The organism is Marinobacter sp. R17 (assembly GCF_003789045.1).
Taxonomy (GTDB): Bacteria; Pseudomonadota; Gammaproteobacteria; order Pseudomonadales; family Oleiphilaceae; genus Marinobacter_A; species Marinobacter_A mangrovi.
This window is the reverse complement of record NZ_RHGZ01000010.1, coordinates 38,455-63,798: the sequence shown is the minus strand read 5'-3', so window position 1 is coordinate 63,798 and position 25,344 is coordinate 38,455. Positions and strand designations below refer to the sequence as shown.

Genomic DNA, 25,344 nt, shown 5'->3' with positions numbered 1-25,344 from the left:
GCACGTCCAAGGAAAGTCTGAATGAGCAATGCTCGGAACAAGAACGCCCCTCTTCTGATAATCGACCTTGAGGCCACATGCTGGGAAAACCGAACGGCACCTTCCGGTAACCCGCAGAGCGTGTGGAACATGGACATCATTGAGCTCGGCTGTGCACTGGCAACCCGAGACGGTAATCTTCTGGATAGTCGGTCTTTTTTGGTCAAACCGAGTGACTCGCCAGAGCTTTCCGGTTTCTGCCAGGCGCTGACCGGCATCACCCAGGCCATGGTCGACGAAGCACCGGCGTTTCCAGGGGCCAGCATGATGCTGGAGGATTGGCTGGGCATGCCGGCCGGGTCGTTTATCTGGTGTAGCTGGGGAAACTATGATCGACTGCACATTCTTGCCGACGGCGAGAAGCATGGTCGCGTGCCAACATTCATAGAGAGCCCTCACCTGAACCTAAAGCGCCTCTGGCGCCGCACGACGGGGCAAAAACGCAAAAACGGATTGGCTCACGCGCTGGAGTATCACGGGCTTTCTTTTGAGGGACATCATCATCGCGGGGTAGATGATGCCCGCAATATGGTGCGGTTGTTGCGCTACATGGACTGGTCGCTGGAATCCGAACTTCTGAATTATCCCAATCGTTCAACCTAAAACGCAGACGTCGATCAGTTAAGGCCCTGGCTCGACTTGAATCAGGAACGATGACTGTGGAACAAGTGGCGAGCCCTGTCATAGGTCGGGTCACGCCGCTATGATGTTCTCGAGACGTCCAACACGAAGATATCAATCGTCCCGGTGAGTTCCGACGGTAAAGCGTCTTGGATCGACAATTTAAGCTCCTTGGCGTTTGCCACAGAATGCCTCTTGGCTCCCGCAACTGGGTACATCGGGCCAAACCAGATGACCAGAAAAATCCCTTGCTGTTCTGCCGCTGGATGAATTGAGTAGCGCTCGCGCAGCTGCGTTGCAGCAGCCGCATACAGCTCCCTGTGCCACTGACCTTTCACCTCGGTCACCAGCAATCGCTTCTTGCCATCAAGGAGCTTCGTTGCTGTAAAGTCACTTCGCTTAGCATCCTTTAGCTGATGTTCGGGCGTTATGGATATTCCGCGAGGCTCAAGCTTCAAACTCAGACGCTCGGCTATGATGAGAGTGGAGCGTATCTCGTCCAATCGATCGCCCTTTTCATAAAAGACATCGGCTGAATTGAATTCACCGCCGTCGATGGCCTCCTGATAGCTTTGAAGTTCATCAAGAACAAGTTGACGCAGCCCCTCTACGGTCACAACCTCATTATTGTCCAGTAAGCTCACTATGTCCTGGGGGGATGGGGGCTCAAAATCCCTTAGCGCCTTCTTTCTGACTTGCCTGGCACGAATACCCTTTAGGTCCTGATGCAAGTCGGAGAATTGCGCATTTGAGATGAGTCGGTCCAGGACCGGGAAGGCGTCATCTGGGTCGCATGAGCTCATTGACCAGATGACCTCGGTCAGGAATCGGTAAGCAATTTCCTCTTTCGGACTGCTGGAGTCCCAGTGGCTCGGCAGGTCAACCTTGGGCCATTGAGGAATAAAAGCTTCCAGAACGCTCTCGACCATTTCCGAAGTCAGTTTGGGCCAATACGACTTGTTGCCAAAACCCGTCCGGCCTGATTGCTCCTGAAGCAAAAGCACGGTGTTTCTTTCGGTTTTGAGCCAGTTCCAACAGGCATCCGGTGGATTGTTCAGAAAGTACCAAGCGCGTAAAAACCAGAATCTGCGCTTTCGCTCAAGGTCTTCGTTGTCAGTTGGTACAGGCCAGTCGGACAGAAACTTGGCGGTGCGGTCTGAGATAATGTTCGCCAGTTCGTGGCGATTCCCATGCTGGGCGGCGACTTCAAAAAGACCGTCGAGCGACTCCAGATCCAAGTCCTGGAACCGACGAAGCCATTCGATTGAAAGTGCAGCACGCGTATCGGCGAATGCTTCATCGTACCGCAAGAGACCAACTTCAGGGTGTGAGCACCCTGCCTCTGCTAGTTGGGGCTCAAGGTACTCCCGGAGAAAGTGCTCGGCACTCTGGGCATCGGGAAAAATCAAGCGGTCTACTTCATGTTTCAGCGCCTGGCGGTCTTCTGCAGAGACGTCTCGGTAACCCATATTAATGTTGGTTCTTAACGCTTTCAGAAGCCCAGTATCGACCTCTTCCAGGTTTCCCTTTTCACGCAGGAGCTCTAGACAGCTCGCGTAAAGAATCGTCTCCGAGTGCAGGCCTTGGGAAGCACACTGAAGTCGCGCGAGCTCGGTTAGGCCGGGAACGTACGGCGTGATGAACTCAAGGCAGTTTTTAAGTGCGTTGCGAACGATCGCTTCATCACCGAATTCATGCTCAATTTCATGTGGCGCCTGAAGCGCCAATCCGGAAAATCGAACGAGGCAGCCCCAATGCTGACCGCTTTCGATTAGCTCCCGATTGTTTCGGACAAACTCGATGTTAGCCAGCCGAGTCTCGTTTTGGCGCCTGCGGCGGCGGTTAATTTTCCGGTTACGACCCAGCCGGGATATCCCGTGCTCTCGATGAAACAACGCTTCGTCTCGGTTGGCCTTGACCCAGGCCTTCATGAAAGCTGGCTTTTCCAACGCTTGCTCGCGCATATGACGACGCAGAAAATCCGGCCCTTTCTTTTCCTGATTTCGATGTCTTTGATGCAGCGCAGCAAAACGTACCCATAAGTTGGGGTTGTCAGTTTCGTATGCGTAGTCAACCAAGAATTCATCATCCCTAGCTTGAAAGTGAAGACCAGAATGTGAGAGCCAATCGAATTTGGTTACTCTGATCGTGAAAATCTGTTCCTGTTCTGTTAAACGCCCAAATACATGTTTGAGAATGCCGTGGCGCAATTCCTTGGTTTCGGCAAGCGCCCTAACAGCCCAGCTTCGGTCCGGAGTCATGGGTTCGTGGAAGTTCAGCTTATTGACCCAACCCCAGACGCGTACGGGATCATAGGGCGGCGACTGAAGTTCGAAAAAACGATCCAGCATTGCTCCAATGATCTTGCTCATTCCGGTGCGACAATCACACTCATACGCCTCCTTGCCGCATCGGCACTGCAAGCCTCTAGACAGTTCATCCAGAAGCCATTCAAGTGTTGTCACTTCGAGACAGGCTATGAGCTGCTTTATGAAGAGACGCGCACCGATGTCTGAAGCTGCCTCCAAGCGCTCTTCGCGTGTTGGGTATAGGTGCGAACAAACCTTGAAATATCCGGCCAGAAAGTTGCGATCGAATGTTTGTGGCCCGAGCTGTTCGATCGTTTCGGCCGCGATTCTCAGTGAAACATGGCTTGCCTCAAAGAGAAGAACAGATAAGGCGCCGACATGATCATACTCGGACAGTTTGAGAATACATCTGGAGGCCAACAAGCGAGAGGTTTCGTTTTCGTCAGGCGATAGGACAAGCTGGCGCAATTCGTCCGTCAACAACTCAATAGCCGGGGAGTCAGCCAAGAGCTCGAGAACCAGAGTCCGAAGGTGTCCGGCACCGCCGACCATGAGTAACGGTTTAATTGTGTCTACGACATCCTGACTGAAAAAGCCGGCGACACTGAATCGACGGCCAAAGTCACCTCTCCGAAAGTAGGGATCCGTGGTTTCAACTTTTTTTAGCCGTTCCAAGAGCAACCGCCTGGAAGAAGCCTCAAGTAAAGAGGGATCACCGTTTGCCAAGACAGCGTAGGGGTCGAGTTCAATCGCAGCCCTTTGAACAGGTTTGATACCGAGACAGGCCATCCAACCCAGCAGGCCTCTTAGCTCATCTCTCACAGTGGCGTTTGGAGCAATGATGGGGAGGCAGTGAGAGAGCGTGAGGGAGTCTGCTGGGTCTGAGATCCGGCCCGTGAGATAGCCAGCCGCGCAATACTCGGTAACAATTTTATGAACTGGATTATGTAAATCCACACTGTTGCTGGGCTTAAACAGGCGGGTAGCCAAGATGCTGACGCCATCGGCGGGAAGGTACAAAGACGCCAGTAGCGGATACATACGATCGGTGCTGGCCTCAACCGTACTTACACCGTCTGCGCCCGACAGCAGGAGCTTGGCAAAAATCTCGGATGCGATGTCAACTTTCTGGGCGGTTGAAAGCGCGACGTTCGGTTTCGCAACAGCCGCGTTGGTTTCTTTTGCCAGACGCTCTACGGCTTGTGTGAAGATCGATTGCTTATCAGAAAAATGCCGTTCACTCTCGATGTAAGCGTCGATAAACAGCTTCAGAAATTGGGGATTTGGTAGTAAAGGGTCTAAATCAAAACGGGCCACTTCGGCCTGAAAAGCTGAGAACTCTTCCCCTTCCGCGTGATGCTCAAAGATTGCTCGCTGTTCCGTCTCATCAAATTCACATAGCTGTGCCACAACAGGTTCGTGACCGATAAATTCCTCAAATGCTCTCGTGGACGCGTTATCCCACTCACTGGACCGGCTCGACACATATACATGGGTTGGCTCTGCCTGGCTGGCCTGACCTAGAAGCGTGTAGATTCCAGCCGCGTCCACTTTTGAGAGTTCGTCGAAGGCGTCTATGACCAAGGGCGACTTTTTAGTTTTTGCTCCTAAAACTCGGAATTTATTTGCGGATATTGTTTCCGTTTTCAGCTGTTCGGCGAGACTGCGCATCAGTTCCGTCTTGCCACCGCCCGGCTCCGCGAGAACAACCACATATTTGGACGAAGCCAATAGTTCTGCTTCAGTGTATATTCGCCCATTAATAAGTAGGTTGCGTGGTATATAGAAGGCCGAGCTCATAGGACAAACGTGTAGCAAATAGCGGTCTTTTCGAAACCCACGACGTAAAACGGGCTGTGGGATGGCTCAAATGAATTTGATACGCGTGTCATGATTTGTCGCAAAGCCTTGTTCCCTGATTAATGCAAACGGTCGTTACTCAGAGAAGTTTTCAAAGTCATCTGGACTCATTTTCAAAATAGAACGGCCGTCATCGTTTGCAATCCTTTGCATGAGTTCGGGCGTCAGGTGGAACCGCCCCGGGACCGCAGTTTGTTTGGCACCCGTCTCTACTAAAGCTACCAAATGCTCAAATATATCAGCACCGATGGCGTATCCAACGGGCTTTCCATGATCCATCACGGCGACAATATGGTCACCTAAATATGCGCCTGGGTTTTTCTCAAACTCAGTGAGTGTCACTTGGACGTCACCCAGTTCAATCGATGCTATCATGCCTTGCCTCACTCACTGTCCACGGTTGAAGTGTATGTCATCGGCCATGATTCGCGCCTACCGGTCCCTAATCCAATCATAAGACAGGAGTAACTGACAGGGCGAGTGATTCCATGTCTAACGCCCGACGCGACTTCGTTGTGGCATGCCCTACTTTACACCGGCAACCGGAGGTGGCGGTTACGGATCATGACAGTTCCAATAAAATGGCTGTACTTTTTGAGCTTTGGCCCAATCACTACTGGGCTAGTATTGACAATATGGAAAACTGATCTGGGAATAGATAGACGAAGCGTCGTTTTCAACAGCCTTGCTGATGTGGTTTCTACGTCTCTCCAAAACATGCCTTATCAAGCGGCAATCTTTATTGGCGCTCTATTATGGGCAGTGGCTGTGCGAGCTCTATGGCACGGTGTTAACGGCTCACTAAAGGCTGACAGTTTGATCGGTCGCACAGCCCCGGGCCTACCTGGGGTGCTAATTCCGTTAGCGATCAGCTGTGTATTTTTACCCGTCATTTATGTGAATGCCTTTACGACGCTAGCGGTAAACATCATATCCTTTCTAATTCAGGGGTCGTTCTTTGCCTTTCCCGCGGAAGTGTCACACTACAGCGATATTTTTTGGTCCTCAGTTGCAGCATCTGGAATTTTCTTAATTGTAATACCTACATTCGCGAGAACTGCTGAAGCAGACATGAGAGCTATCTATTTTGCTGGCTCACAATCTTTGCGAGTATCCATCAGTCAATCTGGCCGTCATTGGAGGATTCACTTCAAACCAGATCCAGACCATAGATGGAGAGCTAAAGACTTTTTCACTCTCGAGATGGGCAACTTCGCCGTCGAGCTTGAACGTCTTGGCAAAAGGAGACCTGAAGTAATTGAAGCGGACTCAACGTTGCTCGCTGAAAAAGATTACATCGAAAAGCAGAATCGACTGTTCGACCAATTGGCTGAAGAGTTTGGCTACCGGATATCATCACAAACCCGCCACCTTACGCCGTTTCAAGTAACGATAAGGAAGCTTACCTATCCGCAGCTGAAAAACCGGATAAAAAGCAAGGAGCCGGTCCCGAGCCGAAAAGTAACACTCTTTCAGTAACCACAAGGCAGAGTTATCGGCAGGAACTACCCACGGCCAAGCTTTCCGCTCGACAGGATCTTTTAGGGGTAGCTTCTCCCCCTTGGCGAAGCTTTACCCTCAATTGCGATTTCAGGTGGGGATTGGTAATCGCCCCGACAATCGCTCGGCGAGATATTTAGTACATTGTGTAAATTAAGAGCGGGCAGCACGATTTTAGAAACTACTTTAAGTCTCTTTAGCACTTTGCGTGAAAAAATTGCCGCAACCACCTGATTTTTAGAACAGGAGGTTTAGGGGTTAGCGAGGTCGTCCATCCGGTCCTACCCAGCGGTGCTCCAAATAGCCGCCTCTGCTACTCTCCCTCGCCCAGAGCAATAAATCGAAGAGACAGCCCGAGTTCGTCGTCGTACCTTTATTGCTTTCACACTGGGCAAGCCACTTTTCAGACAAGGTATGTTCTCAGCGATGCGACACATGGCTTCCGCATTATGCGCGCTGCTCCTTCTGGCAGGATGCAGTGCCACGCGAACGGTTCCCCCGACCGGGACCGATTTTGAACTCGATGGGTGCACGCCGTTTCTCAACTGTGTATCGAGCGAGTCTTCGGTATCCCTGTATAACGTGCCTCGTATGCCTCTGACCGGACCGTTGACTGAAGATGCCTGGAAAAGGATTCTTTCGGTGGCCCTCGATCTACCCGGTGCGACGTTGGATAACGCCCGATTTGGTTACGCGCAGATCACTTGCTACAGCGATTCACTTGGCTTTCCGGATTACCTGGAAATATTGGTGACTAAGGATCAGCGGCATCTTGAGGTGCGCTCCCAGTCACGGCTGGGTTTCTACGATTTGGGCGTCAATCGGGATCGGGTTCAGGCTCTGCGAGTGGATTTACAGAGCGCGGGGCTGGTTCGCGAGGCCGCCCGAGCAACAGCCATGGAATGAAGCCCGCCAGGTCAACCGTTGCAAATTGCGTTAATTTACAACATCCATCACTTCGGTGACTGTAAAATCAAGGGCTACCCGCCTACACTTCACTCCGTTTTTGTCTGCCGCCGCCTATACGTTGACCTTTGAGGTGGCTTTGACTTTATTTTGATATTGCCGGGGTTACCCTATGCGCGCTGGTGCTGGGTAGCACTCTTCGGCGACAAAATTTACGCATACCGCTCTACAGTCGTTGCCGTTTCACAGTGTTTAATCGTTTAGTCAAGACTCTGGAGTTTTAGGATTGAAAGTTTCTGTCGTCATTCCTGCCAAGGATGAAAGTGAGAACATTGACCCACTTGTGGCGGAAATCCATCGGGCGGTTGACGGGGTCGTCCCGTTTCAAGTGATTGTCGTCGACGATGGCAGCAGTGATGGCACTGGCGACGTGGCGCTCAGGACCGGCGAACGTCTGGGGTGTGAGGTCAAATGCATTCGTCATCAGAACAGCGTTGGCCAGAGCACGGCGGTTCTGACCGGGGTGCGCCATGCGGATGGCGAGTGGATCGTGACGATGGATGGTGATGGGCAGAATGATCCGGCGGATATTCCGGCGATGATCGAATGCGCCAAAACCATGAAAAACGACATTTTCTGCATTGCCGGTTACCGCCGGGCGCGCAAGGACACCGCCTGGAAACGGTTCCAGTCCAAGCTTGCCAACCGGGTTCGGGACGCCCTGCTCCATGACGGCTGTCCGGATACCGGCTGTGGCTTGAAACTGTTCCCCCGTTCGACGTTCCTGTCTCTGCCCTACTTCGACCACATGCACCGTTTCCTGCCGGCCCTGATCCGCAGCCAGGGTGGCGATATCGAAGTGGTTGTGGTCAGTCACCGTGATCGGCAGCGTGGCCAATCCAAATACTCCGCCTGGAACCGGGTGTGGGTGGGTATTGTCGATCTGTTCGGTGTCATGTGGCTGCAGCGGCGCGCCAAGGTGCCGGTTATTGCCCGTGTTGATGATACAAAGGCCGGTTAGCCATGCGTTTTCTGAAAAAAGTGTCCGTCATGGTGATCGTGATGGCGCTGGCTGCGTTTGTCGTGCAGCAGGACTGGCTTGTCCATATCGCCGATAGCCAATGGGTGGCGGATTACCTTGCCCACGAAGGCTGGCCCGCTTTCCTGCTCATGTCAGCGGTGGCGATTGTTTACACCGCCGCGGGCGGTCCCCGTCAGGTTCTTGCCTTTGTCTTCGGGTACGCGTTGGGCGGCTGGATCGGAATGGCGGTTTCGACGCTGCTGACAACCCTGGGGGCTATGGTGTGCTTTCTGGTCTCCCGTTTTCTGGTCGGCGATTGGGCACGACGCCGTTTCGGCAAGCGCCTGGACAAGGTTCAGGTCATGCTGGCCGAGAAAACGGCCCTGAAAGTCCTGATGATCCGGCTTCTCCCGGTGGGCAGCAACCTCATCACCAATCTCCTGGCGGGCGCGACGCACATTCGGCTACTGCCATTCCTGGCGGGCAGTTTCGTCGGCTACATCCCCCAGATGGCGGTGTTTGCGCTATTGGGCGCCGGGATCGGGGTATCCGACCACCGCAAGATGATTCTCAGCATCGTGCTGTTCATCGTCGCATCCATCATCGGCCTATACCTCTATCGCACGCGCAGCAGCCGTCAAATCGGTGAACTGGTTACAAAGGATCTGTGAAGTCCCATGAATCGTTCTGTTTCCCTGTCACAACAAATCTATGAAACGCTTACCAGTGATGAATACAGCCGGGTAGTCTGGTTTCTGCTGGCGTTTGCAACGGTACTGATTTTTCTGGGAATTGGACTTCGCTCCCCGTGGCCGGCCGACGAGCCTCGGTTTGCGGAAGTCGCCCGGGAGATGGTCGATTCCGGCCAGTGGCTAATTCCCATGCGGGGTGGCGAGCCCTACCCGGACAAACCGCCGGTCTTCATGTGGTCGATTGCCTTTTTCTACTGGCTCACCGGCAGTCTGAAAGCGGGCTTCCTGCTTCCCAATGCCATCTGCGGGTTGATCACGGCGTTCCTGGTCTTTGATCTGGGAGCCCGGATCTGGAACGTTCGCGTCGGCCGCAACGCGATGCTCCTGCTGCTTCTGGTTCCCCAGTTCATCGTCCAGGCCAAAAGTGCCCAGATCGACATGATGGTGGCCTGCTGGATCACCATCGGCTGCTACGGCCTGCTGCGCCACTTTCTGGCCGGGCCGGCCTGGGGCTGGTACTTCGTGGCCTGGGCGTTTATGGGGCTGGGCATCATTACCAAGGGCGTGGGCTTCCTGCCAGCGCTGATGATGGTGCCGGTATTTTACCTGGCGTGGCGTCGCAAAGGCGCCTTGGCCGTTGCGCCGACCTGGACCTGCCTGCTGGGACCGGTGGTCATGCTGTTGGTGGCCGCCGCCTGGCTCGTGCCGATGGTGCTGTATGTGGACGCTAGCGGCTCTGAGATGTTCATGCAGTATCGCGACAACATTCTGTTCAAGCAGACGGCGGAGCGTTATGCGCACTCCTGGGGCCACATCCAACCCTGGTATTACTTCATTGCCAATGTGATTCCATCGCTCTGGTTCCCGCTGCCGTTGATGCTCCTGGCGGGGCTGGGCCGTCTTCGAGAGGCTTGGCGCACTGAGCCGGGCGTGTTCCTAATGCTGGGCTGGATTGTTCTGGTCGTATTCTTCTTTAGCATGAGCCCGGGCAAACGAGGCGTTTATATCCTGCCGGCATTGCCGATGTTCGCCTTATCCCTCGCGGTGATGTACACCGGTTATCCGCTTGCCCGCTGGTTCCGCCCCTTGATCGGTGGTATTCAGGCGCTGCTCGGTGTCGTGCTGATCACGGTGGGCGTACTGGCCTGGTGCAATCTGCCCAAACTGGTCGAGAAAGCCGCGGATTACACCAAGGATCTTGGTCAGCTGCATGAGGCCGGCAGTGTGTTGATTGTGGCAGGCCTGATCTGGCTGATGTCGCTGTTCTTCCTGCGCAAACAACACGCGCTCCTGCGCCTGCTGGTGGCGATGTCGTTGACCTGGGCACTGCTTTCTACCTGGGGCTATTCCGTTCTGGAACCGTTCCGCACCCCCCGAAACATTCTTGCCAACGTGGAGAGCACCGTTGCCGGTGAACCGGATGCGGAACTTGGTCTCATCGAATTTAAGGAACAGTTCATCTTGTTCTCTAAAATGGACGTGACGCAGTTTGGCTATTTCAATCCTCCCCAGGTTCAGGAGCGAACCGCCTGGCAGTGGATGAATGCCGCCGAACACCGTTATGTGCTGGTTTCAAGCCGCGAAAAACTGGACTGTTTCCGAATACAGAACGGCCAACCCATGGGAGTGGCGCACAGTGAAACGTGGATATTGCTGTCGCGGGATGCGATGACGCCGACCTGTCCGGCACCCAATCCGGACAAGCGCAAAATATTCACGACACCCAACCCGGGTCGATGGCTGGACTAGCAAAGCCGCACGAACCTAGATTTTCAGACGAGGGTATTTATGGCGCGTTCCAGGCTTTTCTCGCCAACGATGACCAAGTTCCAGTTGATCCTGCTGGTTTCGGTTTTCCTGATGCTGGTTGGCAATCAGCAGTTCTTTTCCAACATTACCAAGGTCTATCCGCTGGACTGGTCGACAGCGCCCTTTATTGCGTCGATTGCCGTCGTGTTCACAGCCGCACTGGTATTGCTGCTGTCTCTGGTCTGTTTTGGACGAAGTACCCGCCCTATTCTGATCCTGTTGCTGATGCTGTCTTCCTTTGCCGCCTACTTCATGGACAGCTACAACGTCGTGATCGATGCCGACATGCTTAATAATGTCGTTCACACCAATGTCGACGAAGCCGGCGATCTGTTTTCCTGGCGATTGGTGGCCTATGTGGTTCTGATGGGCATCCTGCCGTCGCTGTTCGTCTTGCGGGTGCGAATCGAGCCGGTACCCTTCAAGAAGGAACTGCTGTCCTCGGCCAAGATGTTCGGCGGATCGCTGGCCTTGGCCGCCGTGTTGATTGTCAGCCTGGGCAACTACTACGCGTCATTTTTCCGCGAGCACAAGATTCTTCGTTACTACGCCAACCCCACGTTCTACATCTACTCGACGATCAAATTCGCCGGGCGCTATGTTGAAACCGCTCCCCGGGCATTTGCGTCGATTGGCGACGATGCCCACATTCCGCCGGAAGATCAGGATCGTGAGCTGGTGATCATGGTCGTGGGTGAAACGGCACGGGCCGATCATTTCTCGCTCAACGGGTACAAGAGGGACACCAATCCCTTCCTTGAGAAAGAGGAAAACCTGGTCAACTTCAGCAATTTCTGGTCCTGCGGAACGTCCACGCAGGTCTCGGTGCCCTGCATGTTTTCCGAGTTGGACCGGGACCACTATTCCGAAGAAAAAGCGGACAGTACCTCCAACGCCCTGGATGTACTGGCCAAGTCGGGCGCAAACGTCCTCTGGCTGGACAACAATTCCAGCTCAAAAGGCGTGGCCGACCGGGTCGAATATCACAGCTATAAATCCTCCGACACCAACCCCGAATGCAGCGGCGAGGAATGTCGGGATACCGGTATGCTGACCGGTCTGGACGATTACATCCGCAATCACCCCAAGGGCGATATTTTCATCGTGCTGCACCAGATGGGGAATCACGGGCCGGCCTACTACAAGCGTTACCCCAAGGAGTTTGAGCGGTACACGCCTGTCTGCAAAACCAGTCAGCTTGAGGAATGCAGCCAGGAAGAAATCATTAATGCGTATGACAACGCCATTTTGTACACGGACTACTTTCTGGACCAGGTTATCGATGTCCTGAAGCGTTATACCCCGCAATTTGAAACGGCCATGTTCTACCTCAGCGACCATGGTGAATCCCTGGGCGAATATGACGTTTACCTGCATGGACTGCCCTACATGATCGCACCGGATGAACAGAAGCACGTGCCAGCGGTCATGTGGTTCGGCAGCAGCTATGACAGCGTGAACATCGACAAGCTTCGACAGCACAAAGATGACCGGCTCTCCCAGGACAATGTGTTCCATACCATTCTGGGGATGCTTGAAGTCCGCACGGACGTTTACAAGCCCAAGCTGGATATTCTTAGTTCTTCACTTGCGCCGGAAGATTGGCAGGAAAAGTCGGCATCGAACGCGCAACCCAAAGAATAGGCAGCAGAAAGTCCTGTCGGGTCTAACCCGACAGGCAGTTTAAAACAACATGTTGTTAGCGGGTGAGCTTGCCAAAGAAGGCAATTTTGTCGCTTTCCATGATGTAACGGATGTCAGTTGCAATGCCCTTGCTGTCATAAACGAAAACCCCAAGCCCCTGATATTCACCATTTAAAATGCCGCAATTTGCCAGAGTTAATGACAACGAAAACGCCGCGCCGGAGATGCTATGGTCATCTTCGGCTATCGAGCCGTTGACATCACAACTATCGGCGGAGTCGGATATTTTGGTCACTCCCGTTATTGTATTATCGCTACTCACAGTGAGGCTGGTCGTAGAATTAACGTTGTTGTACGTCGACGCGTAGTCGCCGTTCTTCATGCAAAACGATGACGGTTGTTGGTAGTCAAGTGTTGTAGTCAAATCCGGTGAAGTAGAGGATAACGAGAGCCGATCACCCACTGCCAGCGTCCCACTCAGGACGATTGATGTAGGTTTGCTGTTCGACCCAGCGATACCTATTCGACCATCTTCGACTGAAAGACTCGAAGCGTCTCTTTGAACCATCCCGGAAAGATACCCATCACTCGATATAACCCGGAATTCTCCGTTAGCGCCAAAAAAGGCACGGGCTTCGCTATTTCCGGCAGCATTGATGTTCATCAGCCCTTGATAGCTGCCCGACGCTTGTGCGACGCCAGAAACATCTTGAATGGACTTACAGGCGCCAGCACTATCTGACGGGGAGCCTGAGTCACTACTGCCTCCACCCCCACCCCCACATCCAGCTAATAGCAAGGAGGCACTGGTGGCAATCATTGCCCAGCAACACTTCATTTGTATGGTCCTTATACTGCTCTTAGCCACATTTCTCATTATCAATTCTGTCGCGATGTGGCCAACTCGATATACCGATGACCTGAAATTAGCACCAAATCAAACGCTTTAATAAGCAATCATTTGTATTTTTTTGCTTTGATTTCTTAACCGGCGCTCAGGGAGGCGGTTGCCTCCCCTCACCTATCCTCACTACTTAATCCAGTGATTCCCCCAATGGGTGACGTCGAGAGTCTGTTCAACCGACAGTGCCCGGGCACCCAGGGTGCTTTCTGAGGACTCAGCGGCTTCGATCTCGTCATCGATCAGGCGCGTCGACAGGGAAAGCCAGCTGGTCACAAAGGCGACGGCATCGGCGTTGATTTCAAACGCCTCGTCATCGAGATTGGTGATGTCGTCGCAGGCAGCGTGATAGCAGGGGTCGAACGCCACATCCGCCTCGCCACCGAATTTGTCGGCCTGCTCTTGTGTCTTCAACACTTCCGCGCCGGTGAAGAGGCCACCGAAGGCGATGTCGTTGTCGAAATAAGCCGCATAATCAGAGCGGAAATCGATTTCCGTGCCCTCGGACGGCAGTCCGCGGAGATTGAAGTACTCCTCAAACAGGCTTTCGATGGCAGCCGATCCGGGCGGTCCCTCAAGACCAAAGTCCGAACCATCGCCGTCGTAGATGAAGTAGGCGAAGTTGGGCGAGGCGATCATGTCGAAGTTCAGGTACGCCTTGATGCGCCCTTTTTCCTCGTCCGACAGGCTGTCGACGTAGTAAGTCGACCCCACCAGACCGGCTTCTTCCGCGCCCCACCAGGCAAAGCGAACCTGGTTATGCGGATGCGCCCGCTTCATTTGCAGCGCCAGCTCCAACAGCGCCGAAGACCCAGAGCCATTGTCATTGATGCCAGCACCGTCGTAGACCGAATCCAGATGGGCACCAACCATCACGACGTTATCCGAATCACCGCGCCGGGAATTGGTCACCACGTTGTAGGTTTCGGTTTGCTCACGCACGACGTTGGCGACCATGTTCAGTTCCAGGCCGTCGGTCTGGGCCCAGGCTACGCCGTTGTCGTAAGTTGCAAAGAACACCGGAATACCGCCGGAGTAATCTTCACCCAGGGTGGCGCTGATCAGCCCGGTTCGATCTTCCGTGTCGCCCTGATTGAAGATGATTACGCCAACGGCACCGGCGTTTGCGGCGTTCTCGGCCTTGAGGCCGAAGTTGCAGGCGCCTCGTTGCACCAGCGCGATGGCCCCTGCCGGGAAGCCGGCGAAATCCGCAGGCTCGCAGCCACTGGTCGAGGCGTTCCCCGCGCCCAGGTCCAGGTCAACCGGCACGACGGGTCCGGTCACGTTGCCAGGCTCAGTCTGGGACAGGTAGTTGAAGTCCTCCTCCCACACGTAACTCTCAGGCGTAGGCGCCGTTGCGGCCAGTTCGCCGTCGGCTTCGGGATAGAACGCGGTGAACGGGAACGTCTGAACGGTCACATCGTAACCCGCGCTTTCCAGCGTCGATTTCACATAGTCCACCGACGACTGGTAGCCGGGCAGACCGGCCGCCCGATTGCCGTCGTTGGCCTGGGCGATGCTGTACAGCATCTGTTCGTGATACTTGATGTTCTCCACCTGCATGCAGCGCGGCAGCCCAAACGGCGTGCTGTTCAATATGCCGGCGCGACATTCAAAGAAACCCAGGTGATCCGGGCTCCAGAAGCGGTTCAGCAGGTCGCTGGTGGAGGGTTGATCGATCGGCAGCTGAGGCGCTGCCTGCAAGTTGAAAGCAAGAAGACATGACCCCAGTCCCAGGGCCACATTCGATATAGCCAGTTTCATTTTTTTCTCCATTCCTCGGAGTTTTTATCCCGGCAAGGGCAGCGCAAGGCCTCCCTTGCCGCGCTGGCACCACTACGTCCTTCGGTGCTGTTAAAAAAGCGTAGACGCAAATGGCCGAGTGCAAAAATTAAACATTCACATGGCATCGGCTAATCAGCGTTCGAGCCCGCTGGGACGCGGCTTGAGCGACTGTGATAAGGTTCTCGAAAATTGCTTTCAAGGAAATGGTATGACCGAGTCCACTCTCGCCCTCGCCGACAAACTGCCCAAGGCGGAGCTTCATATGCACCTGGAAGGGAGTCTGGAGCCGGAACTGATGTTCGCCCTGGCCCGCCGCAATGGTGTGAGCCTCCCCTACCCGGACGAAGCGGCGTTGCGCCAGGCCTACCAGTTCAACAACCTGCAGGAATTCCTGGATCTCTATTACAGCGGGATGTCGGTCCTGTTGACCGAACAGGATTTCTACGACCTGACCTGGGCCTATCTCGAGCACTGCCAGGCTGACAACGTGGTCCATACTGAAGTGTTCTTCGATCCTCAGGCCCACCTGGAACGGGGCATCGCCTTCGACATCCAGTTCAATGGCACCTACAAGGCACTGTGCGATGGGCGTGACAAGCTGGGGATCAGCTTTCGTCTGATCCTTTCCTTCCTGCGCCACCTGAGTGAAGACAGTGCTTTCGAGACGTTGGAGCTGGCGACCCCTTACCTCGACCGAATCGATGGCATCGGACTCGATTCCTCGGAAATGGGCCATCCGCCGGAGAAGTTCGAGCGGGTGTTCAAGCGTTGCCGGGACCTGGGGCTCAAAGTAACCGCCCATGCCGGGGAGGAAGGCCCGCCCGATTACGTCTGGCAGGCCATCAAGCAACTGGAAATTCAACGCATTGACCACGGCAACCGGGCCCTGGAAGACGAACAGCTCACCGCGCTGATTGCCGAGAAAGGCCTCACGCTGACGGTCTGCCCCCTGTCCAACCTCCGGCTGTGCGTCGTCGACACGCTGGATGATCATCCCTTACCAACCATGCTGGAAAAAGGGTTGCACGTTACGCTGAACTCAGACGATCCCGCCTACTTCGGCGGCTACGTCAACGCCAACTTCCACGCCATGATCGAGCATCTTCACCTGACGCCCGAGCAAGTCGTCCAGCTGGCACGAAACAGCTTTGAAGGGAGCTGGTTGAGCGACGCCGACAAGCAGGCGGCGCTGGCCCGGGTCGAAGCCGTCTGGCAGGCCCACACCGGTCACTGATCCTTCCACGAAGCCGGCGTCCCTGTGGTGAATATGGCATCCGGGGGCCTGCTCCTCTATAAAGGATGGGTACCACTCCAGACGATCCCGGCCAGTGAGGGTAAGGACACCATGACGACCTGGTTAATAGCCAATCCCAAGGCGGGCGACGGCCAGCGCGGTGCCGATTTCTGGTCTCCACGGCTCACCGACGCGGGCGTGACCGGATTGGAAATCTGCGACCTGGAGGATCAGGGGTGGATGCGGCGGGTGCAATCCGATGACCGGGTGCTGGCGGCCGGAGGTGATGGCTCGGTCAACCGCGCCGCCGCCCTGTGCCTGGACACCGGCGCCACCCTCGGCATCCTGCCCTCCGGAACGGCTAACGATTTCGCCCGCAATCTGGGGTTGCCCGAAGATCCGGTCGCCCTGTGTGAACTGATAGCCAGCGGTAAAACGCATTGGCTGGATGTGGCCCGTTTTGACGACCAGATTTTTCTGAATGTCGCCCACATCGGTCTGGGAACCTGGCCGGTGCGGGAATCGTCCGGTCAGACCAAGCGGCTCCTGGGACGCTTCAGTTACGTTGCCACATTACTGCGCCGGGTGACGGACAAACGGGGTTTCCGGGCCATTATCGAGTGTGAGAACGGCACCATCGCCGGGCGCTGGCTATCGATCGCGGTAGCAACCGGGGCGTTTTTTGGCGGCGGCAATGAGATTCCTGAAGCCTCCGCCAACGATGGCCAACTGGATATTGTCGCCGTCAAACCCCGGTCTTTGCTCCGGCTTTTGCTCACCTTCCTGAGAGTGCGTATCCTGCGCCGCTCGCCCGGGCACACCGATACGATCGTGCACCTGAAAAGCCCCTGGAGCCGAGTGGTTACCCGCAAGCCAAAAACCGTTACGGCGGACGGTGACGTCGCCGGCAAAACGCCACTGGATGTGACCTGCCAACCCGGCTGCCTGAACGTAATCTGCGAACAGGTGGTGTCTACCTGACCGTTGTCATGGCCTCCCATGAAAATTGCAGGTTCGATTTGGCATTTCTGACATCTTTTATGTCGAATTCGCCACATCATTAAAACGATGGATGGCGTCAGCATAGCGTCTCGTACATGCGCATTTTCAACCATCGTCTGTGAGCCGGCGGGCGCCGTATAATAGAGGCGATGTCTGTAAGACAGAGAGGGAACGACGAATGAAACGCAACACGCTGTTAGGCCTGGGTTTGCTCACTGCAGGCCTGCTTACCGGATGTGCCACTACCACGACCGATGGCATCTCGGTCAAATACGCGACGGATGACCTCCAGGACCAGATCCTCGTCACTTCGGAGCTGTACGATCAGCCCTTCACCGGCTTCCCGTCGCCATCCGATTACTTCTTCGCCGCGTCTATCGATAAACAGAGCGGCCAGAAGGTCTATCAGATCAACCTGCTGGTCAATTCCGAAGACTGGAAACGTTGGGACCAGCTGCAATTCAGCCAGAACGGCGAGCCGGTCACCCTGCCGCTGGCCTGGCAGGGCGCGGACATGACCTGCAACGATTACGGATGCGCGCACACCGAATACGGCGTGGCCAACCTGGATGAATCGACGCTGCAGTATATTGCCAGTCAGAGCAGCCCGGTCGAGGTGCGCATGCGGTCATCCCGCGTCAACAGTCACCTCGACGTGAAAGTGCTTCCGGATGAGGCGCGGGCGTTCCTGGCCAAAGCCGATCGTCTGCCGATGTAAGCCGACGCCATCAATCCAGATAGCCGCCGACAGCCTGGACGATTTCCGGGCTGCCCGGCGGTGACACCCAGACAGCCAGCGCGGTTCGGGCCTGCCCGGCCTGTGGCCTGGGCGGCAAAGTGACCGACCACGGCGACCCGCCTTCCGGGCGAGCCACATCCAGCACCACAAAATCGTGAGTCAACTCGCGGCCCCGGTTTTCTCCGGCTTTCACTTCGGACGTCATCCCCATCCCGAGATAGGCCACATTGAGCCGCTGTCCCGGCTGATACCCCGCGTACGCCACCGTCAGCCGCTCCTGTCCGTCCAGCGTGGCGGTCATCTTGCCTACTTTGGCCGGTGTTGACTGCCAATCCCGATGCCCCTGAAACCAATCGCGCCATTCGTGGCTGTTAACGACGATGCCCGGCGTGTAGGCCTGGCTGACATCCCCTGCGGCCACATAATCACGCTGGCGAGCACTGAAGGCCGGATCGGCCATGCGATCCTTCCAGCCTATGTAATCCCAGTAATCCACATGGAACGCCAGCGGGATGAAGGACTGGAATACACCGGGCCTGGATTTCAGGGATGACAGCCAGCGATCTGCGGGCGGGCAGCTGCTGCAGCCCTCGGAGGTGAAGAGTTCCACGGTATCCGTCGATTCGGAACCGCTTTCCCAGCGTTTGACCGGCTCCGCGACCACGGCGCTGGAGAGACTGAAGGCAAGAACAGGAACCAGGAAACCCTGGATTAAAACGCGTCGGGACAATGGCATGGTGGTGGCCTCGAACGTTGTCATTTCTGCCGGGCGAAGCGGTGTGTACCGTATGTTTCTGGTTCGAGTCACGGAGACCGGGATGGTTCCCCGGAAACCTGCTCCGGTTTGTTTCGATGGAAAACATGAAAACAGCGGTCATGGCCTCCCTTATTGACTAGGATTATGACAACATTCGCCTTTCGCGGCGCTTGAAGGTACCCTTCGCGCATCGCGACCGGTCGGCCGTTCATGGAATGACGTTGTTCTGAATGAGAAACCTGTCTCCCGTTACCTATATCGTTAGCATCATGATGGTGCTGCTCAGCATCTTCATGGCCATTCCTGCCGTGCTGTTTCTGGGTGATGCCAGCGCCAACACGACCGCATTTACCTATCCGGCCATCGGTGTCCTCGCGGCAGCGGTCATCGGCATTCTGCTGACCCGCAACCGTTCGCATCGGCTCCAGCCCCGGTACATGTTCGTGCTGACCGTCAGCAGCTGGCTGATCATCTCTATCCTGTGCGCCCTGCCCTTGTATTACAGCAACCTGGACCTGTCGATGACAGATGCCATTTTCGAGAGTTTCTCGGGCATCACCACGACCGGCTCCACGGTGCTGAGTGGCCTGGACGCCATGTCGCCGGACATCCTGCTGTGGCGTTCGATCATCCAGTGGATCGGCGGCATCGGGATCATCGGCATGTTCGTGGCCGTCCTGCCTTTCCTGGGGATTGGTGGTATGCGCCTGTTCGCGACCGAATCGTCGGAATGGACGGAAAAAGCGCTGCCGCGGATGAAGAGCCTGAGTCGCGGCCTGCTGTTTGTCTACTGTGGCCTCACGCTGGCCTGCATCCTCATTTACTGGGCGTCCGGCATGACCCTGTTTAATGCCGTGAACCATGCCTTTACCACGATTTCGACCGGGGGCTACTCCACCTCCGATCAGTCCATGGGCCAGTTCGATTCCAACCTGATCCTGTTTGAATCCTCGATCTTCATGGCCCTCGGCAGCATGCCGTTCTTCCTGTTCGTGCGGGAGCTGCATGGCCAGCACTGGGTCCTGTTCCGGGACCAGCAAGTGCGGGCGTTCCTGGGGCTACTGGTGGCGGCGGCGCTGGTGATGACGGTTTACCGGCTCTGGATGCACGAGGAGCACCCGGTGGACCTGTTCGTGTCGGCGCTGTTCAACGTGACGTCGATCGTGACCACCACCGGCTACGCCTCGGAGGATTACCTGCAATGGGGATCATTCACCAGCGTGGCGTTCTTCTTCCTGACCTTCATCGGCGGCTGTTCCGGCTCGACCAGCGGCGGCATGAAGATCTTCCGCTTCCAGCTGTCGTTCATGGTATTGCGGGAGCAGTTCCGGCGCCTGTTGCACCCTCGCGCGGTGCTGACCCGGAACTTTAACGGGCGGGCCGTGAGTGACGAGATCATCGCGTCGATGATTGCCTACGTCTTCGTGTTCCTGATGTGTATGGCGGTGATGACGCTGTGCCTGTCGCTGATGAACGTGGACCTCACCACGGCGCTGACCGCGTCCATTACGGCGCTGACCAACGTGGGACCCGGCCTGGGCCCGGTGATCGGCCCCGCCGGCAATTTCGCGTCCCTGCCAGACGCCGCCAAGTGGATCCTCAGTGCCGGCATGATCCTGGGGCGTCTGGAGCTACTGAGCGTGATTATCCTCTTCTCGCCGGCTTTCTGGCGAACCTGACACCGCCTTGTCCGCGGATGCCTTCTCAATCGGCTGGCGACCGGTCTCGTCCGGCGCCAGCACCGAATGAAACAGCACGCCCTTGGAAATCGCCGACGCCAGCATGATCAGCAGCGCCAGGATGGTGACGCGCACAATCACCTTTTGTGGCGTCATTCTGGAACGTCGGCGAAAAAACACGGCAATCAGCCCAGGTTAAGGTGTTTGCTGAGGAACTGACCGATATCCAGGATTTCCTCCAGACAGACGCTGTGGTCCATCGGATAGGTTTCGTAGCTCACGTCGTAGCCCATGTCCTGCAGGGTCTGTACGCTCTTTTTGCCCAGGCTTTCGGGCACCATCGGATCGTGCGTGCCGTGGTAGATCCGGATGGGGATGGCTCGATTGGCCTCGGAGGGCTTGATGGACTGGGCGGTCGCGAAATAAGTGGACAGGCCCAGAATGCCTGCCAGTGGCTTGTCGTAGCTCAGCCCCACTTCATAAGCCACCGCCCCGCCCTGCGAGAAGCCGGCGATGACAATCCGCTTGCTGTCGATGCCCCGGGCGATCTCCTGCTCGATCAGCTCCACGATCGCATCGGCGGATTGACGCAGCTGCGCTTCATCGACGGTGCGATCAATGTCCATCGCCTTGATGTCGTACCAGGCCGGCATGTGCATGCCGCCGTTGATGGTCACCGGCAGGTTGGGCGCGTGAGGGAAAATAAACCGGATACCGGCGTCCTGCGGCAGCCGCAGCTCCGGCACCACCGGTTCGAAATCGTGGCCGCTGGCACCCAGGCCGTGCAGCCAGATGACGGCGGCATCGGGATTCGGCCGGGTTTCGAGTTCAATGGTCTTGAGTGTGGTCACAATTACCTCACAGCGTCTGTTTTCAGGATTGGGATTCGTCGGCAGTGTATCGAATCCAGTGCCAGGGCTCACCTGCGGTGGATTCGATCGGTGTTTCCGTCTGGCGGCTTTGCACGTGGGCAATCAGCTCGGGCATGAACTCCAGGAAATGGCGCTCCAGTTCTTCATCATGGCCCCGGATCTCTTCGATGACACCGTCAAAGCGATTGGCAAAGCGGATGCGGCCGGCAATCCGGTCCAGCGCGAACCCCACCTGCTCCAGATCCCGGTAGGCATCAAACCAGTCGTGACGAATCATCCGTCCGACAACCGTCGCCATATGGGACGGCATCAGGTGCTCGCCGGCCTCCAGGTCAGCGTAGGCCCCGGCCACAAAGGCGTCGAAGTCGACCGCCGCGAAGGTGGCCCAGTGGCGAATCAGGAAGTGGTCGTACAGCACATCCAGTGCAATGCCCGCAAAACGCCGACGGCGTGACGAGAACAGGGCCTTGGAGGCCCGGACCTCCGGATGCTGGTCGGTGTAGGCGTCCACCGTCCAGTGATTCTGCAAGCCATGACGAACCGGCGCCGTCAGCGCCTCGGTATCCACACCCCGGGCGAAATCCCCCAGCAGATTGCCAACGCGTGAAGGCGTTGTCGGCTGGGCCAGAAACAGGTGCGCGAGGTGGTTCATGACCGGATCAGCCGTCCGTCAGCGGCGGCGCCAGGGCTTTCAGCATACTGTTCACCGGGTTGGCGTACATCGCCAGCAGGAAGGGATGTAATGCCCGGTCCACGGCACCCAGGCGCCGCTCCAGTTCGGACCGTGCGGCTTCGATATCCGCTGGTGACCAGGCCTCTGCGGTTTCGATGGTTTCCGGGACCTGGGGTTCCGTCTGATGGCTCAACTGGTTTACCTGGCTCATGTCGTAGGCAATGAGGTTGGAGGCATGCAGGTGGTAATGGCGATGCATGTCCTCATCGATGCGCGCGGCCAGTTCTTTCGCCGAATCCGGCGAGTCGCTGATGGGCGCCCCGAAATGCACGTGCACATGGCCCTTGAATCCGGTCAGGCCCTGCACGATCTGATCGGTGTCCTCATCGGCGTGCTTCTGGTAGGAGCCGGTGCGGGCACGAGCCTCCAGCTCGCGCGCCTTGGGCACATCGCAGGGGTCGTATTCGTAGGCGATGGAAACCGGCACGATGCGTAGTCGATTCATCGATTCGGCAAAGCTGATGCCGGACTTCTTCTGGCTCATGTAGAACATCTTGATGATCGCCGGATCCGTCAGGTCCAGGCCATCCTTTGCGCGCCCTTCACGCTGGGCGATCCAGATGCTCTGGTTGTCCTCGATCGAATGATGGATGAACGCCGAGAGCGTCTGGTAGGCGTCCCGCATCTCCCTCGGGCTCGACATGTTGCGCTTGACCACGAAACTCTTGTTGAGGCGCATCATCTCGGCAAACAGCCGGTTCTGGAGCAGGTTGTCGCCGATGGCGATGCGAGTGGTCTGCTGCTTGTTCTCATGTAGCAGGTAATTGACCACCATGGGATCGAATACAATGTCCCGATGGTTGGAGATGAACACGTAGGCCGTGTCCTTATCCAGTCCCTCAAGTCCGGAATGACTGAGCCGGGTGGTGGTTCTCTCGATCAATTGACCCACGAGGGGGTTAAGGCGAGCCTGCAGGCTGCCAATGGAATCCACACTGCCGAACTCGCGCTTCAGCCAGCGGCTGATCCAGAAGCGGGTCACCGCGGGCGCGAGACGGGTCATGGTGGGCGCCTTGAAGCGGCCGATAAGCGTCAGGAACTCCGGGTCGTTGACCAGGCGGCTGATGGCATCCGGGGTTTCATCATCCCGGTACGGCCGAATTGCATCAAAATCCTGCATGGTGTCCTTGTTGGATATTTTTCTGGGGCGATAACCGCTGGCTATGCCCATCCATGCCATGGCCTTGGGCGGGCGACGTTCAGGTCGCCGAGTCAAAGACCTGTCGGCAAGTTTAGGTGGCGCCATTCTACCGCGCCAGATCAAAGGGCGACATTGTACCGTCCCCGACGGTGAGAAAAAGGCCCTGTCTCTGGTATCCTTCTCGCCTTCCATTCATCTGCCGCCCTGAACCTTCTATGACCCTGACCGAAACGCCACCGGCCACCGATCCCGAAAGCCTCAAAGTCCGTGCCCAGACGGTGCTGCACGACACCTTCGGTTTCGAGGATTTCCGTCCGCTCCAGGGGGACGTGGTCGAGGCGTTGTTGCAGGGTGAAGACGCCCTGGTACTGATGCCCACCGGCGGCGGTAAATCACTTTGTTATCAGGTGCCGGCCGTGGTGAGGCCGGGCGTAGGTATCGTCATATCCCCACTGATCGCATTGATGCAGGATCAGGTGGCGGCACTGAACCAGGCCGGAATTCGTGCCGCCTTCCTGAATTCCACCCAGTGGCCGGATGAAGCCCGGGATATCGAGAACGCGCTGGTCCAGGGGGAACTCGACCTGCTCTACTGCGCGCCGGAGCGGTTGCTCCAGCCGCGCATGCAGCAGCTATTGCACCAGGCACCGCTGTCCCTGTTCGCCATCGATGAGGCGCACTGTGTGTCCCAGTGGGGGCATGACTTCCGGGAGGACTACCTGTCCCTGGACATGCTGGAGCGGGAATTTCCGGCCGTTCCCCGGATCGCCTTGACCGCCACGGCCGACGAGCGCACCCGCAAGGAAATCGCCGAGCGCCTGCATCTGACCGACGCCCGCCACTTTGTCAGCAGTTTCGATCGTCCCAACATCCAGTATCGAATCGCTGAGAAAGACAACGCCAACAAACAGTTATTGGCGTTTATTAAAGAGGAACATCAGGGCGATTCCGGGATTGTCTATTGCCTGTCGCGCAACAAGGTAGAAGCCACCGCCAAGATGCTGAGCGACAAGGGCTATGCCGCACTGCCCTACCACGCGGGGCTGCCGGCGGATACGCGAGCCGCGCACCAGGAGCGCTTCCTGCGGGAAGACGGCATCATTATTGTCGCTACCATCGCTTTCGGCATGGGGATCGATAAGCCCGACGTGCGCTTTGTCGCCCACCTCGATCTGCCCAAGAGTATCGAAGCCTATTACCAGGAAACCGGCCGCGCGGGGCGTGATGACGCGCCCTCCAATGCCTGGATGGTCTATGGCCTGCAGGATGTGATTAAACTGCGGCAAATGCTGGAGTCCTCGCCGGGCAACGATCAGTTCAAGCGCGTCGAACGCCAGAAGCTGGATGCGATGCTGGGGCTCTGTGAGGTGGTGGACTGCCGCCGCCAGGTTCTGCTGCGCTACTTCGGCGATGAACTGCCGGAACCTTGCGGCAACTGCGACACCTGCCTTGAGCCGCCGAAAACCTGGGACGCCACCGTGGCTGTGCAGAAAGCGCTGTCCTGCGTGTTCCGGACCGGCCAGCGATTCGGCGTCAACTACCTGATCGATGTGCTGCGCGGCGCCGAAAACGAACGCATTCGCAGCATGGGACACGACAAGGTCAGCACCTTTGGCATTGGCGCCGATATGTCAGCCCGGCAATGGAAGAGCGTGTTCCGGCAATTGGTGGCCAACGGCTCGCTGCAGGCGGACGCCGAAGGCTACGGCGCGCTCAGCCTGACCGAAACCTGCCGCCCTCTTCTGCGAGGCGAAGAAACGGTCTGGCTGCGGCAGGATCCGGAACGCAAGAAAACCAGCAAAGGCAGCGCCGGTGGCAGCAAACGCCAGCTGGTGGTCAGCGATCCTGATGGCTGGGAAAAGCTCCGTGCCCGCCGCAAGGAACTGGCCGACGAACAGGGCGTCCCACCCTACGTCATCTTCCACGACGCCACCCTGCTCGCCATGCTGGACCAGAAACCCCGGGATCTTGAGGCCATGGGCGAAATCAGCGGCATCGGTGCGGCGAAGTTGGAAAAATACGGCGCGAAGTTTCTAGAGGTGCTCGGGACGCTGGACTGAACTTTACCTGGCAATCCTGCGTGGGCTGACTGTAGGTTGG

21 protein-coding genes are annotated in these 25,344 nt (G+C 56.6%); 12 read left to right on the top strand and 9 right to left on the bottom strand.

What is annotated here, in order from left to right; translation table 11 throughout:
- Positions 1-21: 21 nt before the first annotated feature.
- Complete coding sequence (locus EB809_RS09275) at positions 22-642, top strand: 3'-5' exonuclease (RefSeq protein ID WP_123634536.1); 621 nt, start codon at positions 22-24, stop codon at positions 640-642.
- A 98-nt stretch (positions 643-740) separates the two neighbouring features.
- On the opposite strand, the gene EB809_RS09270 is transcribed toward EB809_RS09275, so the two are convergent.
- The gene (locus EB809_RS09270; protein WP_223807894.1) at positions 741-4,700 is read right to left on the bottom strand and encodes a hypothetical protein; all 3,960 of its coding nucleotides are present in this window, start codon (positions 4,698-4,700) and stop codon (positions 741-743) included.
- A 204-nt stretch (positions 4,701-4,904) separates the two neighbouring features.
- Entirely contained in the window at positions 4,905-5,204 is a 300-nt protein-coding gene (locus EB809_RS09265) for a hypothetical protein (protein ID WP_123634534.1), read from the bottom strand.
- Positions 5,205-5,393: 189 nt separating this feature from the next.
- Between EB809_RS09265 and EB809_RS09260 the strand changes: the two genes are divergently transcribed.
- From EB809_RS09260 to EB809_RS09235, 6 genes are all read left to right on the top strand, one after another.
- The gene (locus tag EB809_RS09260) at positions 5,394-6,308 is read left to right on the top strand and encodes a hypothetical protein (RefSeq protein WP_123634533.1); all 915 of its coding nucleotides are present in this window, start codon (positions 5,394-5,396) and stop codon (positions 6,306-6,308) included.
- 435 nt (positions 6,309-6,743) lie between these two features.
- Positions 6,744-7,235: a DUF1499 domain-containing protein gene (locus EB809_RS09255; protein ID WP_317848715.1), complete on the top strand. Its 492-nt coding sequence runs from the start codon at positions 6,744-6,746 to the stop codon at positions 7,233-7,235.
- Between the two features lie 286 nt (positions 7,236-7,521).
- Positions 7,522-8,256 carry a glycosyltransferase family 2 protein gene (locus EB809_RS09250; RefSeq protein ID WP_123634532.1) on the top strand — a complete coding sequence of 245 codons (735 nt, stop codon included), beginning with the start codon at positions 7,522-7,524 and terminating at the stop codon, positions 8,254-8,256.
- Positions 8,257-8,258: 2 nt separating this feature from the next.
- A complete protein-coding gene (locus EB809_RS09245; RefSeq protein WP_123634531.1) occupies positions 8,259-8,927 on the top strand; it encodes a TVP38/TMEM64 family protein in 669 nt (222 codons plus the stop codon).
- Between the two features lie 6 nt (positions 8,928-8,933).
- Positions 8,934-10,697 carry an ArnT family glycosyltransferase gene (locus EB809_RS09240; RefSeq protein ID WP_123634530.1) on the top strand — a complete coding sequence of 588 codons (1,764 nt, stop codon included), beginning with the start codon at positions 8,934-8,936 and terminating at the stop codon, positions 10,695-10,697.
- Between the two features lie 39 nt (positions 10,698-10,736).
- On the top strand, positions 10,737-12,401 hold the full coding sequence (locus EB809_RS09235) for a phosphoethanolamine transferase (protein WP_223807892.1): 1,665 nt from the start codon (positions 10,737-10,739) through the stop codon (positions 12,399-12,401).
- A 55-nt stretch (positions 12,402-12,456) separates the two neighbouring features.
- Here the strand turns inward: EB809_RS09235 and EB809_RS09230 are convergent, their stop codons facing one another.
- Positions 12,457-13,221 carry a hypothetical protein gene (locus EB809_RS09230; RefSeq protein ID WP_123634529.1) on the bottom strand — a complete coding sequence of 255 codons (765 nt, stop codon included), beginning with the start codon at positions 13,219-13,221 and terminating at the stop codon, positions 12,457-12,459.
- A 210-nt stretch (positions 13,222-13,431) separates the two neighbouring features.
- Positions 13,432-15,066 carry a M28 family metallopeptidase gene (locus tag EB809_RS09225; RefSeq protein ID WP_123634528.1) on the bottom strand — a complete coding sequence of 545 codons (1,635 nt, stop codon included), beginning with the start codon at positions 15,064-15,066 and terminating at the stop codon, positions 13,432-13,434.
- A gap of 229 nt (positions 15,067-15,295) precedes the next feature.
- Between EB809_RS09225 and EB809_RS09220 the strand changes: the two genes are divergently transcribed.
- The 3 genes from EB809_RS09220 (at position 15,296) to EB809_RS09210 (ending at position 18,041) form a co-directional block, all read left to right on the top strand.
- Positions 15,296-16,321 (top strand): adenosine deaminase, encoded by a 1,026-nt coding sequence (locus EB809_RS09220; protein WP_123634527.1) that lies wholly within the window; start codon positions 15,296-15,298, stop codon positions 16,319-16,321.
- A gap of 111 nt (positions 16,322-16,432) precedes the next feature.
- Positions 16,433-17,302, top strand: a complete 870-nt coding sequence (locus EB809_RS09215; protein WP_123634526.1) for a diacylglycerol/lipid kinase family protein — start codon at positions 16,433-16,435, stop codon at positions 17,300-17,302.
- A 199-nt stretch (positions 17,303-17,501) separates the two neighbouring features.
- Entirely contained in the window at positions 17,502-18,041 is a 540-nt protein-coding gene (locus EB809_RS09210; protein WP_123634525.1) for a hypothetical protein, read from the top strand.
- A 10-nt stretch (positions 18,042-18,051) separates the two neighbouring features.
- On the opposite strand, the gene EB809_RS09205 is transcribed toward EB809_RS09210, so the two are convergent.
- Positions 18,052-18,798: a DUF1223 domain-containing protein gene (locus tag EB809_RS09205; RefSeq protein WP_123634524.1), complete on the bottom strand. Its 747-nt coding sequence runs from the start codon at positions 18,796-18,798 to the stop codon at positions 18,052-18,054.
- 251 nt (positions 18,799-19,049) lie between these two features.
- Between EB809_RS09205 and EB809_RS09200 the strand changes: the two genes are divergently transcribed.
- A complete protein-coding gene (locus EB809_RS09200; protein WP_223807891.1) occupies positions 19,050-20,498 on the top strand; it encodes a TrkH family potassium uptake protein in 1,449 nt (482 codons plus the stop codon).
- Here EB809_RS09200 and EB809_RS09195 read toward each other — a convergent pair.
- From EB809_RS09195 to EB809_RS09180, 4 genes are read right to left on the bottom strand one after another with little or no spacing between them, the layout of a single operon-like run.
- Positions 20,451-20,654 carry a hypothetical protein gene (locus tag EB809_RS09195; protein ID WP_123634523.1) on the bottom strand — a complete coding sequence of 68 codons (204 nt, stop codon included), beginning with the start codon at positions 20,652-20,654 and terminating at the stop codon, positions 20,451-20,453. The genes EB809_RS09200 and EB809_RS09195 overlap by 48 nt on opposite strands.
- Positions 20,655-20,683: 29 nt before the next feature.
- Complete coding sequence (locus tag EB809_RS09190) at positions 20,684-21,349, bottom strand: alpha/beta hydrolase (RefSeq protein ID WP_123634522.1); 666 nt, start codon at positions 21,347-21,349, stop codon at positions 20,684-20,686.
- A gap of 22 nt (positions 21,350-21,371) precedes the next feature.
- Positions 21,372-22,022 (bottom strand): ACP phosphodiesterase, encoded by a 651-nt coding sequence (locus EB809_RS09185; protein WP_123634521.1) that lies wholly within the window; start codon positions 22,020-22,022, stop codon positions 21,372-21,374.
- A 7-nt stretch (positions 22,023-22,029) separates the two neighbouring features.
- Positions 22,030-23,223, bottom strand: coding sequence for a 1-acyl-sn-glycerol-3-phosphate acyltransferase (locus tag EB809_RS09180; RefSeq protein WP_123634520.1), 1,194 nt, complete (start codon positions 23,221-23,223; stop codon positions 22,030-22,032).
- 236 nt (positions 23,224-23,459) lie between these two features.
- On the opposite strand from EB809_RS09180, the gene recQ reads away from it, so the two are divergent.
- The gene (recQ, locus tag EB809_RS09175) at positions 23,460-25,304 is read left to right on the top strand and encodes a DNA helicase RecQ (RefSeq protein WP_123634519.1); all 1,845 of its coding nucleotides are present in this window, start codon (positions 23,460-23,462) and stop codon (positions 25,302-25,304) included.
- The last annotated feature ends 40 nt before the right edge of the window (positions 25,305-25,344 follow it).

Coding starts and splice junctions, on each gene's coding strand:
- EB809_RS09275 (WP_123634536.1), top strand. CDS start 22: ATGAGCAATGCTCGGAACAAGAACGCCCCTCTTCTGATAATCGACCTT.
- EB809_RS09265 (WP_123634534.1), bottom strand. CDS start 5,204: ATGATAGCATCGATTGAACTGGGTGACGTCCAAGTGACACTCACTGAG.
- EB809_RS09260 (WP_123634533.1), top strand. CDS start 5,394: ATGACAGTTCCAATAAAATGGCTGTACTTTTTGAGCTTTGGCCCAATC.
- EB809_RS09255 (WP_317848715.1), top strand. CDS start 6,744: ATGTTCTCAGCGATGCGACACATGGCTTCCGCATTATGCGCGCTGCTC.
- EB809_RS09245 (WP_123634531.1), top strand. CDS start 8,259: ATGCGTTTTCTGAAAAAAGTGTCCGTCATGGTGATCGTGATGGCGCTG.
- EB809_RS09240 (WP_123634530.1), top strand. CDS start 8,934: ATGAATCGTTCTGTTTCCCTGTCACAACAAATCTATGAAACGCTTACC.
- EB809_RS09235 (WP_223807892.1), top strand. CDS start 10,737: ATGGCGCGTTCCAGGCTTTTCTCGCCAACGATGACCAAGTTCCAGTTG.
- EB809_RS09230 (WP_123634529.1), bottom strand. CDS start 13,221: ATGATTGCCACCAGTGCCTCCTTGCTATTAGCTGGATGTGGGGGTGGG.
- EB809_RS09225 (WP_123634528.1), bottom strand. CDS start 15,066: ATGAAACTGGCTATATCGAATGTGGCCCTGGGACTGGGGTCATGTCTT.
- EB809_RS09220 (WP_123634527.1), top strand. CDS start 15,296: ATGACCGAGTCCACTCTCGCCCTCGCCGACAAACTGCCCAAGGCGGAG.
- EB809_RS09215 (WP_123634526.1), top strand. CDS start 16,433: ATGACGACCTGGTTAATAGCCAATCCCAAGGCGGGCGACGGCCAGCGC.
- EB809_RS09210 (WP_123634525.1), top strand. CDS start 17,502: ATGAAACGCAACACGCTGTTAGGCCTGGGTTTGCTCACTGCAGGCCTG.
- EB809_RS09205 (WP_123634524.1), bottom strand. CDS start 18,798: ATGCCATTGTCCCGACGCGTTTTAATCCAGGGTTTCCTGGTTCCTGTT.
- EB809_RS09200 (WP_223807891.1), top strand. CDS start 19,050: ATGAGAAACCTGTCTCCCGTTACCTATATCGTTAGCATCATGATGGTG.
- EB809_RS09195 (WP_123634523.1), bottom strand. CDS start 20,654: ATGACGCCACAAAAGGTGATTGTGCGCGTCACCATCCTGGCGCTGCTG.
- EB809_RS09185 (WP_123634521.1), bottom strand. CDS start 22,022: ATGAACCACCTCGCGCACCTGTTTCTGGCCCAGCCGACAACGCCTTCA.
- EB809_RS09180 (WP_123634520.1), bottom strand. CDS start 23,223: ATGCAGGATTTTGATGCAATTCGGCCGTACCGGGATGATGAAACCCCG.
- recQ (WP_123634519.1), top strand. CDS start 23,460: ATGACCCTGACCGAAACGCCACCGGCCACCGATCCCGAAAGCCTCAAA.